This is a genomic window from Nocardioides terrigena, from assembly GCF_003047265.1.
GTDB classification, from domain to species: Bacteria; Actinomycetota; Actinomycetes; order Propionibacteriales; family Nocardioidaceae; genus Nocardioides; species Nocardioides terrigena.
Genome location: NZ_PZYY01000004.1, coordinates 215,945 through 234,356 on the forward strand (window position 1 = coordinate 215,945; position 18,412 = coordinate 234,356).

At 72.4% G+C, this 18,412-nt stretch carries 16 protein-coding genes; 5 read left to right on the plus strand and 11 right to left on the minus strand.

Features of this window, described 5'->3' with window-relative positions; genetic code table 11:
- Nucleotides 1–33: 33 nt before the first annotated feature.
- A complete protein-coding gene (locus tag DAE25_RS10330) occupies nt 34–2,358 on the plus strand; it encodes an MMPL family transporter (RefSeq protein WP_107766125.1) in 2,325 nt (774 codons plus the stop codon).
- A 7-nt stretch (nt 2,359–2,365) separates the two neighbouring features.
- On the opposite strand, the gene DAE25_RS10335 is transcribed toward DAE25_RS10330, so the two are convergent.
- The 4 genes from DAE25_RS10335 to DAE25_RS10350 all read right to left on the minus strand — a co-directional run bounded on the left by DAE25_RS10335 (nt 2,366) and on the right by DAE25_RS10350 (nt 7,963).
- Nucleotides 2,366–3,574: an RNA polymerase sigma factor gene (locus DAE25_RS10335; RefSeq protein WP_107766126.1), complete on the minus strand. Its 1,209-nt coding sequence runs from the start codon at nt 3,572–3,574 to the stop codon at nt 2,366–2,368.
- 22 nt (nt 3,575–3,596) lie between these two features.
- A complete protein-coding gene (locus DAE25_RS10340) occupies nt 3,597–3,950 on the minus strand; it encodes a YciI family protein (protein ID WP_107766127.1) in 354 nt (117 codons plus the stop codon).
- Between the two features lie 115 nt (nt 3,951–4,065).
- Nucleotides 4,066–5,790: a hypothetical protein gene (locus DAE25_RS10345; protein WP_107766128.1), complete on the minus strand. Its 1,725-nt coding sequence runs from the start codon at nt 5,788–5,790 to the stop codon at nt 4,066–4,068.
- Nucleotides 5,791–5,809: 19 nt separating this feature from the next.
- On the minus strand, nt 5,810–7,963 hold the full coding sequence (locus DAE25_RS10350; RefSeq protein ID WP_159083671.1) for a hypothetical protein: 2,154 nt from the start codon (nt 7,961–7,963) through the stop codon (nt 5,810–5,812).
- A 126-nt stretch (nt 7,964–8,089) separates the two neighbouring features.
- On the opposite strand from DAE25_RS10350, the gene DAE25_RS10355 reads away from it, so the two are divergent.
- Together DAE25_RS10355 and DAE25_RS10360 are read left to right on the plus strand one after the other, a co-directional pair.
- Complete coding sequence (locus tag DAE25_RS10355; protein WP_159083672.1) at nt 8,090–8,890, plus strand: helix-turn-helix domain-containing protein; 801 nt, start codon at nt 8,090–8,092, stop codon at nt 8,888–8,890.
- A 22-nt stretch (nt 8,891–8,912) separates the two neighbouring features.
- Entirely contained in the window at nt 8,913–9,977 is a 1,065-nt protein-coding gene (locus DAE25_RS10360) for a WD40/YVTN/BNR-like repeat-containing protein (protein ID WP_199907529.1), read from the plus strand.
- Nucleotides 9,978–10,045: 68 nt separating this feature from the next.
- Here the strand turns inward: DAE25_RS10360 and DAE25_RS10365 are convergent, their stop codons facing one another.
- Complete coding sequence (locus tag DAE25_RS10365) at nt 10,046–10,984, minus strand: serine/threonine-protein kinase (RefSeq protein WP_199907530.1); 939 nt, start codon at nt 10,982–10,984, stop codon at nt 10,046–10,048.
- 133 nt (nt 10,985–11,117) lie between these two features.
- Nucleotides 11,118–11,414, minus strand: a complete 297-nt coding sequence (locus DAE25_RS10370; RefSeq protein ID WP_107766132.1) for a putative quinol monooxygenase — start codon at nt 11,412–11,414, stop codon at nt 11,118–11,120.
- Between the two features lie 125 nt (nt 11,415–11,539).
- On the opposite strand from DAE25_RS10370, the gene DAE25_RS10375 reads away from it, so the two are divergent.
- Nucleotides 11,540–13,051: a cation:proton antiporter gene (locus DAE25_RS10375; protein ID WP_159083673.1), complete on the plus strand. Its 1,512-nt coding sequence runs from the start codon at nt 11,540–11,542 to the stop codon at nt 13,049–13,051.
- 16 nt (nt 13,052–13,067) lie between these two features.
- Here the strand turns inward: DAE25_RS10375 and DAE25_RS10380 are convergent, their stop codons facing one another.
- The 3 genes from DAE25_RS10380 to DAE25_RS10390 form a co-directional block, all read right to left on the minus strand.
- Entirely contained in the window at nt 13,068–13,631 is a 564-nt protein-coding gene (locus DAE25_RS10380) for a sugar O-acetyltransferase (RefSeq protein ID WP_107766133.1), read from the minus strand.
- 69 nt (nt 13,632–13,700) lie between these two features.
- A complete protein-coding gene (locus tag DAE25_RS10385) occupies nt 13,701–14,183 on the minus strand; it encodes a TspO/MBR family protein (RefSeq protein ID WP_107766134.1) in 483 nt (160 codons plus the stop codon).
- Nucleotides 14,180–14,563: a hypothetical protein gene (locus DAE25_RS10390; protein WP_107766135.1), complete on the minus strand. Its 384-nt coding sequence runs from the start codon at nt 14,561–14,563 to the stop codon at nt 14,180–14,182. Before DAE25_RS10390 ends, DAE25_RS10385 begins: the two co-directional genes overlap by 4 nt.
- Before the next feature lie 78 nt (nt 14,564–14,641).
- Here DAE25_RS10390 and DAE25_RS10395 point away from each other — a divergent pair, with 78 nt between their 5' ends.
- Nucleotides 14,642–14,935, plus strand: a complete 294-nt coding sequence (locus DAE25_RS10395; RefSeq protein ID WP_107766136.1) for a hypothetical protein — start codon at nt 14,642–14,644, stop codon at nt 14,933–14,935.
- Between the two features lie 25 nt (nt 14,936–14,960).
- Here the strand turns inward: DAE25_RS10395 and DAE25_RS10400 are convergent, their stop codons facing one another.
- The gene (locus DAE25_RS10400; RefSeq protein WP_107766137.1) at nt 14,961–16,265 is read right to left on the minus strand and encodes a hemolysin family protein; all 1,305 of its coding nucleotides are present in this window, start codon (nt 16,263–16,265) and stop codon (nt 14,961–14,963) included.
- A 143-nt stretch (nt 16,266–16,408) separates the two neighbouring features.
- Nucleotides 16,409–18,337, minus strand: a complete 1,929-nt coding sequence (locus DAE25_RS10405; protein WP_199907531.1) for a hypothetical protein — start codon at nt 18,335–18,337, stop codon at nt 16,409–16,411.
- Nucleotides 18,338–18,412 lie beyond the last annotated feature (75 nt).

Here is an 18,412-nt window from a genome sequence, read left to right on the forward strand (position 1 = left end):
GATCCGTCCCTCATCACCCGACCTGGAGCCCTCATGGCCACCCTGCTGCACCGTCTCGGCAAGACCGCCTTCCGGCGCTGGCCGCTCTTCCTCGCCGGCTGGATCGTCGCCGTGCTGGCCGTCGGCGCCTTCGCGGCGACGATGTCCAAGCCGATGACCGACGCCTTCTCGATCCCCGGCATCCCCTCGGAGAAGGCCGCCGACCTCCAGTCGGAGCTCTTCCCCGACGCGGTCGACGCCTTCGACCAGGCGAGCGTCAAGGTGGTCGTCGCCGTGCCCGAGGGCAGCACGCTGTCCGACCGCGCGTACGCCGACCGCGTCGACGCCCTGGTCCAGGACCTGGCCGCGCTGCCGCAGATGCCCGAGGCCCCGCTGGCGGGACCCGTCGAGGCGGCGCAGGCACAGGAGGAGGCGATGGTCCAAGCCGCACGCGACGCCGGCTCGCCGGTCGCGGACGCCCGCGTGGACGCCGCAGCGCTGTCGCCGCTCAGCGAGGACGGCCGGGTCGGTCTCGTGCAGTGGGACTTCGACGTCGACTCGGTCGCCGACGTCGAGCCGGCCACCATCGACGCCCTCATGGACGTCATGGACGACGCCCGCGGGGACGGCCTCACCGTCGAGGCCAACGGGTCCGGCACCACCGGCATGATCCACCTCGGTGGTACGTCGGAGCTGATCGGCATCGCCGTCGCCCTGCTCGTGCTCATCCTGACCTTCGGCTCGCTCGTCGCCGCCGGGCTCCCCATCCTCACCGCCCTGGTCGGCGTCGGGCTCGGGATCATGGGCGTCACCGCGATGACCGCCTTCATCGACATCGGCTCCACCACCCCGATGCTGGCCACCATGATCGGGCTCGCGGTCGGGATCGACTACGCGCTCTTCATCCTGGCCCGCTACCGCAACGAGCTGCAGCACACCGACGACCGGGAGGAGGCCGTCGGCATCGCGGTCGGCACCGCCGGCTCCGCGGTCGTCTTCGCCGGTCTCACCGTCATCATCGCGCTGACGGCGCTCCTCGTCGTGGGCATCCCGTTCCTCGCGAGCATGGGCATCGCGGCCGCGGCCACCGTCTTCATCGCGGTCCTGGTCGCCCTCACCCTGCTCCCCGCCCTCCTCGGCATGACCAAGTCCAAGGCGTTCGGCGGCCGCGTGCGCCACTACCGGCCGAAGCGGGACGCGGACGGCCTCGTCCTCAACAACGGCGTCCGCTGGGCACGGACCATCGCGCGGGCCCCCGTCGCGGTCGTGGTCGTCGTCGTGATCGGCCTCGGCGCCCTGGCCCTGCCGCTGCAGAGCCTGCACCTGGCCTTCCCGAGCGACAGCACCGCGTCCGTGGACACCACGCAGCGCCAGGCGTCCGACCTGGTGGCCGACGCCTTCGGCCCGGGACGGGACGCCCCCATGCTGGCCGTCGTGGACGCCCGCGACGTGCCCGAGGCCGACCGCGGCGCCGCCTTCGGCGAGGTGGCCGCCTGGGCCGCCGGCCAGGACGACGTCGCCCACGCCCAGGTCGTGGGGACCAACGAGCAGGGCACCGGGGCCACCGTGCTCATCACGCCCGCGACCGGGCCGGAGGACACCGCCACCGAGGACCTCCTCACGACGCTGCGCGCCGAGCAGGCGGAGATCGAGGAGTCGACCGGGACGACCACCGGCGTGACCGGGCTGACCGCCATCACCACGGACGTGTCCGAGCGCCTCAGCAGCGCCCTGCCCGTCTACCTCGCCGTGGTGGTCGGCCTCGCCTTCGTGCTGCTGATGATCGTCTTCCGGTCGATCCTGGTCCCGCTCACCGCCACCCTCGGCTTCCTGCTCTCCGTGCTCGCCACGCTGGGCGTCACGGTCGCGGTCTTCCAGGAGGGCATGTTCGGGATCGTCGAGGGACAGCCCATCGTCAGCTTCATGCCGATCTTCCTGATCGGCCTGGTCTTCGGGCTCGCGATGGACTACCAGGTCTTCCTGGTCACCCGGATGCGTGAGGCGCACGTCCACGGCATGTCGACCCACGACGCGGTGGTCGACGGCTTCCGCAACAGCGCCCGCGTGGTCGCCGCGGCCGGCGTCATCATGATCTCGGTGTTCGCCGCGTTCATCCTGATCGACGAGCCGATCATCAAGTCGATGGGCTTCGCCCTCGCGGTCGCGGTCTTCTTCGACGCGTTCATCGTCCGGATGACGCTGATCCCGGCCCTGATGTACCTGCTCGGCGAGAAGGCCTGGTGGCTGCCTGCGTGGCTCGACCGCCTGCTGCCCGACGTGGACGTCGAGGGCGAGAAGCTGGTCCGGCCGCACCTGGGCGGGCGCACCCTCGAGGACGAGCTCGACGACCTCGACGAGTCGAGCCCGGTCCGGGCCTGAGGCTCGCTCAGGACGGGGGTCCGGTGCCCCCGGTCGCACGCAGCCGCTCGAGGTGGGCGCGCTCGAGCGGGGTCGGGTCCAGCGCCAGGGCCGCCTCGAGCGCGGCGCGCGACTCCGCGTCCCGACCGAGCAGGTGCAGCAGGTGGGCACGGGCCACGTGCCAGGGGTGGTACGACGCGAGGTCCAGGTCGTCGACCAGCTCCAGCGCCGCCTCCGGTCCCTGGGTGTGCGCGAGCGCCAGGGCCCGGTTGAGGCGTACGACGGGACTCGGCGCCAGCGTCAGCAGCAGGTCGTAGAGCGCCACCACCTCCGCCCACGGCACCTCCTCGTCGGTGTGCGCGGCGCTTATCGCGGCCTGCACCTGGTAGGGACCGGGGTGCCCGATCGCCAGCAGCGCCCGCACGAGCAGGCGGCCCTCCGCCAGCCGCACGGGGTCCCAGCGAGCCCGGTCCTGCTCGTCGAGCGGGACCAGACGGCCGTCGACCACGCGGGCACCGTCACGGGCCCGGGTCAGCAGCATCAGGGCGAGGAGCCCCTGCGCCTCCGGCTCGGCGGGCAGCATCGCCACCAGCTGCCGGGTCAGCCGGATGGCCTCGTCGGCGAGGTCGGGGCGGCTGCCGCTCTCGTCGCCCACCGACAGGTAGCCCTCGTTGAACGCGAGGTAGAGCGCGGCGAGCACGCCGGCCAGACGGGCCGGCAGGTCCTCGCGCTCGGGGACCCGGAAGGGGATCCGGGCGTCGCGGATCTTGCGCTTGGCGCGGGTGATCCGCTGGGCCATCGCCCGCTCCTCGGTGAGGAAGCCGGCGGCGATCTCGGCGACGCTGAGCCCGGCCACCAGTCGCAGGGTGAGGGCGACCCGGGCCTCGAGCGCCAGCGACGGGTGGCAGCACATGAAGAACAGCCGGAGCCGGTCGTCGTCGACGACGCCGAGGGGTTCTGCCGGGGTGTCCAGCATCGCCGTCGCCTCCCTCTCCCTGCCCGTGCGCGTGGACTCGCGACGCAGCCGGTCGAGCGCCCGCCGGTGCGCCGTGGTGGTCAGCCAGGCGCCCGGGTTGGGCGGGACGCCGTCGACCGGCCACTTCTGCCAGGCCACCTCGAGGGCCTCCGCGACGGCGTCCTCGGCGAGGTCGACGTCGCCGTACCGGCGGACCAGCGCGCCGACGATCCGGCCGTGCTCCTCGCGCACGACCCGGGCCAGCGCCTCCCCCGCGCTCACCCGGCGCCCGTCAGGACTGCGCTCACTCGGACTGGAAGGGACGCACCTCGACCGGGCCGTGGCAGGCCGCGGATGCCTCGGTGCCCCAGCGCATGGCCTCGTCGAGGTCGTCGGCCTCGATGACCCAGAAGCCGCCGAGGTACTCCTTCGATTCGACGTAGGGGCCGTCGGTGACGACCGGCTCGGCGCCGGTCGCGTCGATGACGGTGGCGGACGACGCCGGCTGCAGGCCTCCGGCGAAGACCCACCGGCCCTGCTCGCGGAGCTTCACGTTGAAGGCGTCGACGTCGGCCATGACCTGGTCGACGGTGACGCCCTCGGGCCAGCTGATCTCGTCGCCGTGGTGGACTCCGAGCAGGTACTGGGTGGTGGACATCGCGATTCCTCTCGTCGGTGGGAACCCTACTCATCGGGCGCCCTTCACCCACTCCACGAACGGGGTCGCCCAGGTGCGACACGTCCGCGACAGGAATCTTGTCCGGGTACGCCGCTCAGGCACCGAAGAGCGTGATCGCCCACCTGCCGAAGGGGGTGGTCACCCTGAACGTTCGCTGGCTCGGCGCCCCGCTCTCCTCGCTGGTGCTCGACGGCGAGGCGTCGTACTCCCGCTTGAGGTCCAGCGATGTCTCCGCCGAGTCGGTGCCGGTCAGCTCGACGAGGCGGAACGGCAGCGACACCTGGCTCGACATGAACTCCTCGAAGAGGGTGCCCACGCCGCTGGTGGCGACCACCCGGTCCACAGCCCTCTTGACGCTGGTCTCGACGACCGTCTCCGTCCTGACCGGCATGCGGCACTGGACGACCAGGTCGGGTGTCGCGGGCACGCGGAACTGCACGACACCGGGCACGGTGGCGCTGCCGAAGCGGGCGTCGACCTCGAGCTGCACTCCACGCCCGGGGGTGAGCCGGAAGGTCCCGGGTATCCGCAGGATGCCGTCGGAGACGTCGAGGGGCACGCTGCCACTCAGGAGGAGGTCGTCGTTGGGATCCTGAGAGAAGCCCTCGACCGACGCCTGGTACTGACCCGTGATCGGGACTCCCAGGTCGTCGAGGAACTGCACGGAGATCGAGGAGGTGAGCTGCGGGTCCGGGACGACCGGCACGCCGAGCGTCTGCTTGCGCTCCGTCCGCTGCGTGGGGGTCAGCGTGGTGTCACGGTCGATCCGGTCCATCTCCCGGACCCGCGGGGCCTGGTCCTGCGACGTGGTCGCCGCCGGGGGCGGGGCCGGCACGGGAGTGGGGGGCGCGGCGGGTGGTGCGGGCCCGACGGGCGGGGCCGCGGCCGTGGCCCGCAACGTCTCGGCGACCTTGCCCGCCACCTCGGTCGCGGCGTCGAGGGCCTGCTCCTGCGCGTCCCCGGTCAGCTGGGTCGAGGCCCTGGCCAGCTCGGTCGCCAGGTCCGCGACGGTGGAGATCGTCGACGTCAGGCTGGTCGCGCTGGAGCTGATCAGCGACGACAGGTCGAGCCTGCCCGCCTCGGCGAGCGCCGCGCCCAGCGAGTCGGGGAGAGCGAGCTCGGGGGGCCTCAGCAGCTCGAGGGTGCGAGCAGGGTCGGTCGGCGTGAGCTCGAGCTCCCTGGCGCGTACGACGTTGGGGTCGACGTCCCCGATGCCCGGCGCGGTCAGCAGCTCGTAGTGGGAGTTGCGGCGCAGGTCGTAGAGCTCCGCCCCCTTGGCGTGGCTGAGCACCGGCTCCATGAAGATCGCCGGCGACGGCAGGGCGACGTCGTCGTCGGTGGCGATCTCGCCGAGCGTCGGGGCGAGCTCGGCCAGGACCTCACGGTTGAACTCGCACACCAGTGAGGTGAAGTCGTCGGTGCGGGTGCCGGCCCGGATCGTGCGCCGTACGTCGCGGATCGCCGCGAGAACCGCCGTCTGCCGCAGTCCCGGCGAGGCCGAGGCGAGCAGGCGGCGCAGCTCGAGCAGCTCGGTGAAGAGCCGTCGCTCGGTGGACGAGCCGTTGCCCTGGCCGCGCGAGGCGACGACGAAGGAGTCGATGAACCGGCGGGTGTCGGCGAAGAACTCCGCGACGGCCGCCCGGTCCGACAGCGCGAGACGTTCGACCCGGGCCAGCTGACCCTCCAGCTTGGTGGTGTCCACGCCGATGGCGCTGTCCTCGGCGTCCTCACAGGTGAGCGCGAGCACGACGTGCTCCCCGGCGAACCCGACCGGATCGGTGGAGGCGACCTGGCTCAGCTCGATCCCGCCGATCCGCACCGCCTCGAGGGGGCGCGGGTCAGCTGGGCGCGCTCCGTGCCCTCGAGCACCAGGCGGGTGAACGTGAAGGCCTGGGCGTTGAGGAACCCGAGCAGGTGCTGGACCTTGGCCTCGAGGGCGGCCGCCTCCGAGGCCGCCGCCTCCTGCTCGGCCCGCAGCTGCTCCACGCCTGTGACTGCTCACGGAGCCGGTCCCCGACGTTCCAGCGGACGAGCTTGCTCCGTTGTGCACCGACGGTGAGGGTCTCGGTCCCGAGCCGCTGGTCGTCCTCCAGTGCTCCCAGGTCCGGGAGGGCGGCGGAGAACGACGCGCGGTCCAGCACCGTCAGCCTCGCCGTCAGCTCCTCGAAGTGCAGCGCGTTGACGTCGACGCTCGCGTCGATCGGCCCCAGCTCCAGGCCGACGGTGAACTCGTCGTTCTCGTTGTGGACTCGTATCCCGGTGATGGTGTGGACGGCGGTGACCTCACGCGCGCGGTAGAGCCCGACGAAGCTCGGGTCGTCGTCCGCGGAGTCGATGAGCTCGAGCTCGACGTCGTCGCCGGTCGTCACCAGCTCGACGGTGATGTTGTCCCGCGAGAGACCCGAGACCAGTCTCAGGAACACCGCGAGCGGAAAGGCCAGGCCCGCGATGAACTCGGCCATCCTGGACCCGTCGAAGTTGAGCTCGACCTCGACGATGCCCGTGCGGATCTCCTCGATCCGGGGCAGCTCGACGGGCGGTCCTCCCGGGCTGGGGGCCGGCGTGAGCGTCGTGAAGTGGAGGTCGAGCAACGCGACCAGGTCGTCGTCGTCCAGGACGGTGCGGATGATCCACCAGTAGCGCTCGAGCGAGGCCCGGTCGAAGGTGATCGGCCGGAAGGGGAGGAACAGCAACCCGCGCACCTCGGTCGGCGTGAGGGTCACCCGGTAGTCGTTGAGGACCTCGAAGTAGAGCGCGTTGAGGGCGTGGATCCGGTTGTGGTTGGTCACCCTGTCGGTGCGGACCGTCTGCTGCTCCTCCTCCAGGTTCTGCGCAACGATGTTGGACCAGAACGATCGGATGGACGACGAGTTCTGTGCCGTGGTCTGGGTGATGTCCTGCGCCGAGCGACCCATCACCGTCCGGGCGCCCCGGGCGTCCGAGGCCACGAAACCCAGCGTGGTGGCGCCCGTCGTGACCAGGCTGCCGGCCGCCGCTCCCACCATGCTGCCGACCGCGGTGCCGATCACGGCACCGCCCAGGGTGCCGAGGCCCCCGGTCGCACCGCCGGTCAGGGCGTCGATGCCGAGCCCGACGACCGTGCCGGTGGCACCGCCGCCGACGCCGCCGACGAGCGCCCCGGCCGCCACGAAGCTGCCGGAGGTGGCGGCATTGGCGCCGAAGGACCCCGTCGCACCGAACTGGTGCTCCTGGGCCGTGGCCCGGGCGACCTCGTCGACCGCCCGCTGGTGGAAGAGCGTGCTCGCCAGTCGCTCGGCGGTCGTGGAGTCCTCGGTGCGCACCGCCGTGACCGCGCGCCGCCAGTCCAGCACGGACACCTGCGTGTCCTGGCCCATGAAGAGGTTGACCGAGCCGCGCGGCTCCCCGAGGTGGGTGCCCTCGAAGATCCAGTCCTGGCGGAACGACACCGCGTGACCGAGGTGGATCACCGGAGGTTGGTTGTCGGGGAACCAGAAGACGTTGCCCAGGACGGCGTCCCCGCCGTCGCTCACCATGTCCTGGCCCCGCACCGCCCGCTGCTTGGTGAAGCTGACGAAGGACTTGGAGTTGCGGGTGAACCTGCGCGGCTGTGGCACCAGCAGCCGGGGCGCGTCCGGGTCGCGGTAGTCGTCGACGTACGACGCCACCAGGTCCTCCGCCTCGTCGAACGGGGCGTAGCGCGCGAGGTCTCCGACGGAGTCGAGCCCCAGCGCGGCCAACCGCGGCGCGAGCCCGGTGTCCACCGCGCGCAGGGCGGTCGAGGGCTCGTCCAGGACCCGGTCGAGCTCGAGGTCGTGGACGCGGGCGACGAGGAAGACGTCGACCTCGTGGCGGCGCAGGCTCCCCTCGAGGGCGGCCGCGACCGCCCGGGCGTGCCGGAACGGCGAGAAGGCGAGCAGGTCGCCGATGGTGTGGATCCCTAGTGCGCCCAGGCCGGCGGCTTGGCCGGTCTCCAGGTCCAGCGTGCGCAGCGTCGCGAAGTGTGTGGACACGACGATCTCCCCCTTGATCCCCCCGCCCCCCACGGACGAGTCCTGCCCTCGACGGTAGGGACGGACCGGCGCGGCAGCCCATCGCGTGTCTGGTACGGCAAGTACCACCTGTGCCACGCTTCTGCGGTGGAAGAACCGCCCTGGTTCGAGCTGTTGCGCACGGCCCGGACCGAGGCCGGGCTCAGCCGGCGCGCGACGGCCGAGCGGGTGGCCCTGTCGGTGGAGACGATCCGGTCGTACGAGGACGGCCGCCGGCGTCCCAGCCGGAGCTCGCTGCACGCGCTGCTCGACGGGCTCGATGTCGACCCGATGCGTCGGGCGCAGATCATCGAGGCCGTCGGCTTCGCGGTGCCGTCCTCCTTCGTAGGACGCCAGGCACAGGCGCCGGACTACACCGTGCACGAGGCGGCGGCGGACATCGCGACCTACCCCTGGCCCGCGCACGTCAACACCGAGGTCTTCGAGGTGGTGGCCGTCAACCAACCGATGGAGGCGCTGTGGGGCGTCGACCTGGCGGCCATCCCGTCCGCCGTCGAGCGCAACATGCTCATCGCCCTCACCGAGCCGCGGTGGGCCGACCACATCGTCAACTGGGACGAGGCGATGCGGCTGGTGGCGGCGATGCTGCGCGGCGGCTACGGCGACGACCTGACTGCACACCCCTATGTCGGCGCGGTGGTGGAGCGGCTGCTGACCGGGGCGACGCCGTACGTCCAGCGCTTCGTGTCGATCTGGGCGACCACCGAGCCCGCCGTGCAGAAGTGGCGCTTCTCCTTCCCGATCACCTGGCGCCTCGACTCCGGCGACGAGCTCCGCTTCCGGGTGTCGGTCAACCCGGCGAGCATGGAGCGCTACATCACGATCAGCGAGTGGATCCCGGTGGACGCCGCGACGTGGACCCTGCTCGAGGGGCTGGACACCGGCTGAGCGCTGCGGCACTGTGCCGGACATGCGCAACCGTCTCGGGATGCTCGTGCTCCCCCTCGTCCTGTCCCTCCCCCTCCTCCCCGCGGCCGCGTCGGCCGACCGGGCCGACGCCGGCCCCCGCCTCGCCTGGCAGGAGGCGGTCGTCGACGCCGACCAGAGCTTCCGCGGCCTCGATGCCGTCGACCGGCGTACGGCATGGGTCAGCGGTGCGAGCACGAGCGGCGGTGCCGCGAAGGTCTACCGGACCACCGACGCGGGCCGCAGCTGGCAGGACGTCAGCCCGCCCGACACCGTCGGGCTCAACTTCCGCGACGTGGAGGCGACCGACGCGCGCACCGCGACGGTGCTCGCGATCGGCGAGGGCGAGGCCTCGCGGATGTACCGCACCACCGACGGTGGCCGCACGTGGGACGAGACCTTCCGCAACGACGAGCCCGCGGCGTTCTACAACTGCCTGGACTTCTACCCCGACGGCCGGCACGGCCTCGCGGTGAGCGACCCGGTCGACGGGAAGTTCCGCATCGCCGCCACCGACGACGGTGGCCGCTCGTGGGAGGTGCTGCCCGACGCCGGCATGCCCGACTCGACCGGTGAGTACAACTTCTCGGCCAGCGGCGACTGCCTCGTCATCGCCGGGCGGGACGCGTGGTTCGGCGGCGGCGGCGCGGCCGCGCGGGTCTTCCGCTCGACCGACCACGGACTCACCGGGAACGCCACGGACTCGGCCATCCCGGCCGGCGAGGCGGCCGGTGTCTTCGGGTTCGCCTTCCGAGGTCCCCGCCACGGCGTGGTGGTGGGCGGTGACTTCGGTGCGCCCGCCGACGGTGTCGACGCCACCTCGACCACCCGCGACGGCCGCAGCTGGACGAGCGCCGGTGACCTGACGCACCTCGGCGAGGACGTCGCGTGGACGGGGCGTCGCCTGCTGGTCGTCGGCGAGTCCGGCACCGTCGGGGGCAGCAGCGTGTCGTACGACCGCGGGCGTACCTGGTCGCGGTTCAGCGAGAGCCGTTTCCACACGCTGGACTGCACGCCCGACGGCACCTGCTGGGCCGCCGGGGGCGGCGGCCGGGTCGGGCGACTCTGACACCTCAGGGCGCGACGACGTCCGAGGCCCGCTCGCAGTCGGCGAGGTGGCAGCGCGGCCCGACCGAGTCAGGCGAGCAGATCGCGCGCCGGCGTGGCGACCGTGTGCACGTCGTGCGCGGGGGTTGCGGTGTCGTCGTCCCAGTCGCCGTTGACGAGGGACGCGAGGCCCTCGGCCAGGCCGGCGAGCTCGGTGGTCGCGATGCCCATCATCTCGGCCACCGCCCGCGCGTTGGCGGGACGGTCCTCGGGCTTCTTCTCGAGCAGCGAGGCCACGACGGCACGCAGCTCGGGCGGGACCTCCTCGGCCAGCGGCGGGGGCGGCTCGTTGACGTGCGACATCGCGGTGGCGATGGGCGTGCCCCGGTCGAAGGGCCGGATGCCGGTGAGCATCTCGTGCGCGACCACGCCGAGGGCGTAGAGGTCGCTCGCACCGGTCGCCGGCTGACCGAGCGCCTGCTCGGGGCTGATGTAGTTGGGGGTGCCGAGCATCTCGCCGACGCGGGTGTGCCCGCGGGCGTCGAGCGCCCTCGCGATGCCGAAGTCGGTGAGCATCACGACGCCGTCGTCGCGGACCAGGATGTTGGCGGGCTTGACGTCGCGGTGCACGACACGCGCCTCGTGGGCCACGCCCAGGGCGAGGGCGGCCTGGCTGATGATCGAGCGCACGACGTCGGGCTCGAGGGTGCCGGCCTCGCGGATCACCGCGGACAGCGGGGCACCGGGCACGAGCTCCATCACGAGGTAGGTGAGGTGGTCGTCCTCGCCGTAGTCGAAGACAGTGGTGATGTTGGTGTGCATCAACGCCGCGGAGTGCCGGGCCTCGTCACGGAAACGCTTGGCGAAGATCTCCTCGTTGTCCGGGTCCGCGCGCATGATCTTGACCGCGACGGCACGCTGGAGCACGTCGTCCATCGCGCGCCACACGTCGGCCATGCCACCGGAGGCGATGCGCTCCTCGAGGACGTAGCGATCCCCCAGCCTGAAGCCTTGGGCGAGTCGTTCCACGGGCAAGGGGTCCCATCTCATCGAGCCATCAGTGCCCGTGCGGTCATCGCACACGCGTCTTCGGATGGTAAACCCCTCAACTGCTTTCCACCTGATCACGCCCCCGAAGGGGTGGCTCACCGGCCCGGACGGGCTAGTTGCCGACCGGGACGAGGGGGTGGATCGCCACGTCCCCGCTGAGGGCGCCGTCCGCCGCGGCGAAGGCGGCCGCGATGTGCGGGGACTGCATGTGGGCGTCGAGGGCGGCCTGGTCGGTCCACCGCTCGACGGTGACGAAGACGCCGGGCGCTGCCGCCGACTCGTACAGGTCGTAGGCCACGCACCCCGGCTCCTGCCTCGTCGCCTCGGTCAGCCCGGTGAGCGCCTCACGCATCGCCTCGACGTGCTCGGCCTGGACGGGGATGGTCGCGACGACGTGCAGCTCGCTCATGGCAGTGCCCTCTCGTAGGTGTGCTCGCACCCTAGGCCCACCGACGGATGGGGTCCGTTCCCCATGGGTACGACGCTCCGGGTCGCGCAGGCTGGGACCCACACCCGGCAGGTGAGGAGACCGGCATGCCCCACGCCGCTGACGCGCTCATCGCACTGGGCGGCGCCCTGCTCGTGTGCGGCCTGCTGGCGCGGGGCGGCGTCCGGCTCGGCCTCCCCACGGTCCCGCTGTTCATGCTCGCCGGCGTCGTCTTCGGGCCGAGCACCGGCGGCATCGACCTGGTCAGCGACCCGCACGACCTCGAGCTGGTGGCGCGGCTCGGACTCGTCTTCCTGCTGTTCTACCTCGGCCTCGAGTTCTCCCTCGACCAGCTCGTCGCGGGTGGTCGCCGGCTGGTGACGGCGGCGACGATCTACCTGGTCCTCAACGTGGGCGGCGGCCTGGTCTACGGATTCAGCCTCGGCTGGGGGGTCGCGGAGGCGCTGGTCATCGCCGGGATCGTGGGCATCTCGTCCACCGCGATCGTCACCAAGCTGATCGTCGAGAACCGGCGCCTCGGCAACCGCGAGACCCGCACCATCCTGGGCATCGCGGTGATCGAGGACATCTTCCTAGCGTTCTACCTCGCGCTCCTCCAGCCCGTGCTCGGCGGCGCCGACGGACCGGCCGAGGCGATCACCGGCATCGCGACCGCCTTCGCCTTCCTGCTCGGGCTCGGGGCGATCGCCCGCTGGGGAGCCGGGCTCGTCGGGCGGCTGGTCAGCACCCCCGACGAGGAGATCGTGGTCGTCGTCTTCACCGGGCTCGCGATCTTCACCGCCGGTGTCGCCGAGGCGCTGGGGGTCTCGGACGCGATCGGCGCCTTCATGGTCGGCCTGATCCTCGGCGCCACCGCCAAGGCGGCACGGTTGCGGACGCTCACCCACCCGCTGCGGGACGCCTTCGGGGCGATCTTCTTCTTCCACTTCGGCCTGACCATCGACCCGATGGACGTGGTCGCGGTGCTGCCCGAGATCGCCGTCGCCGTCGTGATGACCGTGGTGCTGGCCACCGCGGCCGGGGTCTACGCGGCCCGGCTGCACGGCTTCGACCGGGTCGAGGCGGCAACCATCGGCTACACGGTGCTGACGCGTGGTGAGTTCTCCATCATCCTGGCGTCGCTGGCCGTCGCCGCCGGGCTCGACCAGCGCATCGGCAACCTCGCCGCCGGCTACGTCCTCGTCCTGGCCGTCGTCGGCCCGGTGATGTCCACCCAGTCCGAGCGCTTCAGCCGGCTCATCCCGCAGGCCGCCGTCGGCACGCCCGGTCCGCGTCCCGACACGGTCGCGCTCGACTTCGACGTCGGCTCGGGGTCGCTCTACAAGCTGGGCACCGAGCTCATCCAGGTGACCGTCAGCCCCGGCTCGCAGCTGCACGGCGTGTATGCCGGGGAGCTGCGGCTGCCGGAAGGGTCGACGCTGGCGCTGCTCGCCCGCGCCGGCGAGACCTTCACCCTCGAGCCGGCCACCCAGCTGCGCACCCACGACGTGGTGCTCGTCTTCACCCGGCCCGAGCAGCGGGCCGCCGCCGAGCAACGGATCATGGCCGTGCACAGGGCCGGCCGGCTCGCGACCTGGCGCGGCGACGTCGGGCAGTGAGCGCGCGGCGTACGACTCAGAGCGTGCGGATCACCTTCGCCGGCGAGCCGACCGCCACCACGCCGGACGGCAGGTCCTGCACGACCACGGAGCCCGCGCCCACGACCGTGTCCGCGCCGATGGTGACGCCGGGACAGACGATGACGCCGCCACCGAGCCACACGTTGTCCCCGATCACGATGGGCTGGGCGGCCTCCCACTTGTCGCGGCGCGGGCCGGGCTCGACCGGGTGCGTCGCGGTGAGGAGCTGGACACCGGGGCCGATCTGCACGTCGTCGCCGATGGTCACTGTGGCCACGTCGAGGCTGACCAGCCCCCAGTTGACGAAGGTCCGGGCACCGATCGTCGTCTGGTAGCCGTAGTCGCACTGGAACGGCGGTCGCAGCTCGCTGCCCTCGCCGAAGGCGCCGAGCAGGTCGGTGAGCAGGGCACGACGCAGCTCGTGGTCGGTGGGGTCGGCGGTGTTGAGCCGGTGGGTCAGCTGCTGCGCGCGCCGCGACTCCTCCGCGAGGACCGGGTCGTCCGCGATGTAGGGGTCGCCGGCCAGCATCCGCTCACGCATCGTGCGCTCGTCACTCATGCGCGCCAATCTACGCACGCGCCCCGAGGTCGCCGAAGCGCCGACGGGCAGCGGCGACGCGTGGCCGGCTCAGTTGAGCCGGGCGTACTGCACCGACAGCGCCGTGGCGATGCTGAGCCACACGGCGTACGGCGCCAGGACGAGGCCCGCCCAGGGCAGCGACCGGGCCACGAGCACGACCAGCACCCAGGTGAGGACCGCCGCCACGGCGAGGGCGACCGTGGCGGCGCCGATCCGGTGCGGGACGTAGAACAGCCACGCCCAGGCCAGCGCGGCGACCACCGAGGCCGCGAGGACGAGGGTGGCCGGCCACACGCCGGTCGCGTCAGCCGAGCGGGTGAACCACACGCCCACGCCCAGCAGCGCCAGGAAGTTGAGCGGCCACACGATCCCGAAGACCAGGTCCGGCGGCTGGAACGACGGCTTGGCCAGGCGGGAGTACCACCCCGGGTCGTGGGCGGTCCAGACGCTCGACAGGCCGGCGTACACCACCACGACGCCGACCCACACGACGGTCGCCGCCCAGCCGCCGGCGACGCCGGACCCGGTCATGCCGGGTCCGCGGCCAGGCGGGCGCGGAGCACGTCGCCGAGCCGCGCGACCGAGCCCTCCAGCGCGTCGAGCTCGGCACCGACCACCAGCGGCCGCAGGCCGTCCGCCGTCCGGGCCAGGACCGCCGGGGCGCCGCACGCCGCCACCACCTCGCGCACGTCCGGTGGCATCTCGTCGAGGTGCAGCAGGTCGACCGGGACCCCCAGGTCGGCGACCATCCGGTCCCACTCGGGCTTGCGCCGCACGCGCCCGTGCGTGATGTCGCACAGCCCGCAGTGGCGGGTCCCGCGCACCTTGCCCCACACGTACGCCGCCTCGCCGAGGAGGCCGCCGTCGGCGTCGTACACCCCGACCAGGCGGGTGACGGACCGGTCGTCCATGGGATCTCCTGACGGTGGGACGGGACTCGGTCCGAGGCTAACCCCGCGCCCCGCGCCCCGCCGGACTAGCGTGGCGGGATGGACCACGGCGCGATGCGGCGGGCGGCGGACGCCGCGATCGTCCCGCTGGTCGCGTCCCTGGCCCCGTGGGGCGTGGTGGAGGCGCACTGGCTCCCCGACCGCAACGGCGAGCCGGTGCTCTGGGTCCGCGTCGGGACCGAGCTCCAGCGGGTCACTCTCGAGGCCCAGTCGTGGCTGCTGCCACAGCTGCACGTGATCCTCGCGCGGATGGGCATGCCGTCCGAGAAGGTCATGGGGTCGCGCCTCGAGGTCACCTCCGTCGAGGCCGAGACGCGCCTCTTCGAGGAGTGACCGCACCGGTCGGGCCAGCCGGCGATCAGGCCTCGCGGGACTGGTCGCCGGCCTCGTCGCCGACCCCGTCGCGGCGCAGCACCAGCCGGGTGACCCGGCTGCCGACCACCTCGGTCACCTCGAGGATGCCGCCGTCCACGGCGACCTGCTCCCCGACCTCCGGGATGTGCCCGAGCAGGGCGATCGCGTAGCCCGCGACGGTCTCGTAGCCGCCGTCGCGCAGCTCGATGCCGGTGTCGTCGGCGAAGTCCTCGAGGCTGGTGCCGCCGTCGATGTCGGCCGGGTCGCCGGACGGCTCGCGCTCGTCGACGTCGTACTCGTCGCGGATCTCGCCGATGAGCTCCTCGACGAGGTCCTCGAGGGTGACGATGCCGTCGGTGCCGCCGTACTCGTCCACGACGACCGCGAGGTGGGTGCCCTCGTGGCGCATGGTGGCGATGCACGGGAGCATCGGCTTGGTGCCGGGGACCATCAGCACCGGGCGGCACGCGTCCTTGACGAGTCGGTCCGGGGTGGCGTCGATGGCCAGCAGGTCGCGCACGTGCAGGAAGCCGAGCACGTCGTCGAAGCCCTCGCCGGTGACCGGGTAGCGCGAGTAGGGCATGTCCCGGACCTGCGCTGCGGCCTCGGCGAGAGTGAGCCCGCCGTCGATGAAGGAGACGTCGGTGCGCGGGCGCATGACCTCCTTGACGTTGGTCTCGGTGGCGGCGAAGACGTCGCTGAGGATCCGGCGTTCCTCCTCGTCGAGGTCCTCGTGCGTCGACACCAGGTCGCGCAGCTCCTCCTCGGAGAGCTGCTCGCTGGTGGCGTGCGGGTCGCCGCCGAGCAGCCGGACCAGGGCGTTGGTCGACAGGGAGAGCAGCCAGATGACCGGCCGCATGGCCGTGGCGAACTTGTCGAGCACCGGCGCCACCGCCAGCGAGAGCGGCGCGGCCTTCTGCAGGGCGAGTCGCTTGGGCACGAGCTCGCCGAGGACCAGCGAGAGGTAGGCGATGACCAGGGTCAGCACGACGAGCGCCGTCGTCTGCGCGGCGTCCTCGCCCATCCCGAGGTCGACGAGGTACGGCGCGAGGTCGGGCGCGAGCGTCGACCCGCCGTACGCCGCGGAGAAGAAGCCGGCGACGGTGACGCCGATCTGGACCGCGGCCAGGAACCGGTTGGGGTCGCGGGCGACCTGCGCCACCCGCACACCGCGGGCACCCTTGCGCTCCATGGAGACCAGCTGGCTCTCCCGGAGGGAGACCAGCGCGATCTCGGTGGCGGCGAAGACGCCACCGACGAGGACGAAGAGCAGGACCAGGCCGACGTTGAGGAAGGTCTGGGTGTCCATCAGGCCCGTTCACCACCGATCGCACTCGGGAGTGAACGGCACGTACACGCGGGTCTGTCCATGCGCGCCAGCGTACGGACGGGGCGAAGACCGCGCGGAATCCGCGGCCCCCGCCCCGTCCTGGTGGGGTCAGCCCACCGGGGTCAGTCCACCGGGTAGTCGACGACGTAGCTCGGGACCCCCGGGGCGGTGGCGTCGACGCGGGCGCCCACGTCGTTGACCACGTGCTCGATCGCCCCGGCGTCCAGGTTGACCGTCAGCAGGTGGTGCAGGCGGACCCCGCTCCTCGTCGGCACCTCGAAGCCGCGCTCGGTGACGATCGAGGGGTCGTTTCGGTTGAAGACGTAGACCCCGCCTCCGTAGAGGTCGTGCCGGCGCACATCGTCCGACACCTTGTAGCCCGACCATCCGAGCGTGCCGTCCGGTCGGGTCCACTCCGCCTGCGAGGGCGGGTCGTAGGGCAGCTCGTTCTGGTAGAGCACGACCTCGCCGTCCTCGCCGTTCCAGATGGTGTTGTGCTCCTGGTAGTGCTCGACGAACAGGCCGGTCGCCCGCACCCGGTCGCCGTTGACGATCACGCCGACCCGGCCGGTGTTGGTGCGCCAGCGGTCGGTGTCACCGACTGCACCGGCGGTGAAGCCCTCGACCCCGTGGTCGGCGCGCCACACCCAGGCGTGGTCGATGAGGACGTCGTCGGCGTCGACCTGCAGGGAGACGTCTGCCCGGCCGACGTGGGGTCCACCGACGCGGAAATAGACGTCGTTGAGCGTCGTGCTGGGGGTGCCGTCCGGCCGGGTCCGGTCCCGACCGGGCTGCTGGGCCTCGATGTGCATCAGCGCCGGGGACGAGACGGGGCCCGCGTCGACGGTGACGCCGGCGACCACGACGCCGTCGGCGTGCTTGCCCACGACCAGCGGCACCGCGCCGCCGACGGCGGTCAGGGTCGCCTGGCCGAGGCCGAGCACGACGGTGTCGTCACGCCGGATGACGAGGCTGCGGTCGACGTCGTACACCCCGGGGGTGAGGAGCAGGTGCTTGCCGCGGGCGAGCTGCGAGGCGAGCTCGCGCGCGGAGTCGGTGGGGCGGGCGACGTGGAAGTCCGACAGCGGGAGGCTGCGTCCGGCCGCGGTCCCCTCGGTCCAGTCGGTGCCGCGCGAGTCGGTGCGGGCGCTGGGCACCCGCACCTTCCAGGCGCCGGCGGGGTCGACGTACAGGAACGGCTTCTCGCGGCTGACCGGCGTCGTGTCGATGGTCGTGTAGGGCGGGGCGGGGAAGCCCGCCTCGGACGGGGCGCCGATGGTGCCGGCGAAGACCTGGTTCCACACGCCGTTGGACCAGCTGCCCACCTCGGAGTTGCGCGTGATCCACTGCTGCTGCGACCCGTTGATGATCTCGCCCGCGCGCGAGTTGGCGAGGTAGCCGCCGCTGGCGAACTGCGGGCCCTCCGTGCAGTAGTCCATCAGCGAGAGGTTGCCGCCGCGGATGTCGACGCGGCGCAGCGACGAGGCCTGCGAGACGGCCCAGAAGTTGGCGGAGGCGCGGCAACCGTCCTGTCCGAGACCGTTGACCTGGATCGTGAGGTTGGACATCGAGCGCCAGAAGTTGTTGAGCGCCACGCAGTAGGTCTCGGTCGGCCCGTCGGTCAGGCACCGGTTGTAGACCTCGACCTTGCCGTTGATCACGGTGTCCGACGGCGACGCGCCGAGACCGGCCACCTCGGTGTAGTAGCCGACCTTGATCTGCAGCGGCTCGGCGTCGGTGCCGTACGTGCCCGGGCGGAAGAGCAGGCTCCACCGCTCGGTGCCCATCTCGTCGTCCACCTGCCGCGCGTGGATCGCGTCGGCCTGCGCCTTGATCTCGGTGACCGGCATGGAGGGGTCGAAGACGACGACGCGCGAGCCGAGATCGGGGACCTGCGCCCCCGGTGGGGCGGCGGTGGGCGCGGCGGCCCGCTGCGTCGCGGTGGCCGGTGCGGCGGTCAGGGCGGCCAGCGCCAGGCAGAGGGAGCCGAGCACCGCGGCGAGCCGCAGGGCCCGTCCGGGTCGACGGGCGGACAGGGGTTCACGAGACATGAGGGATCCTTCGGGGGGATGGTGGAAGCGCTCTCACGGAAGGGTCAGCATGCCATCCTCCTGTGACCGTCGCCA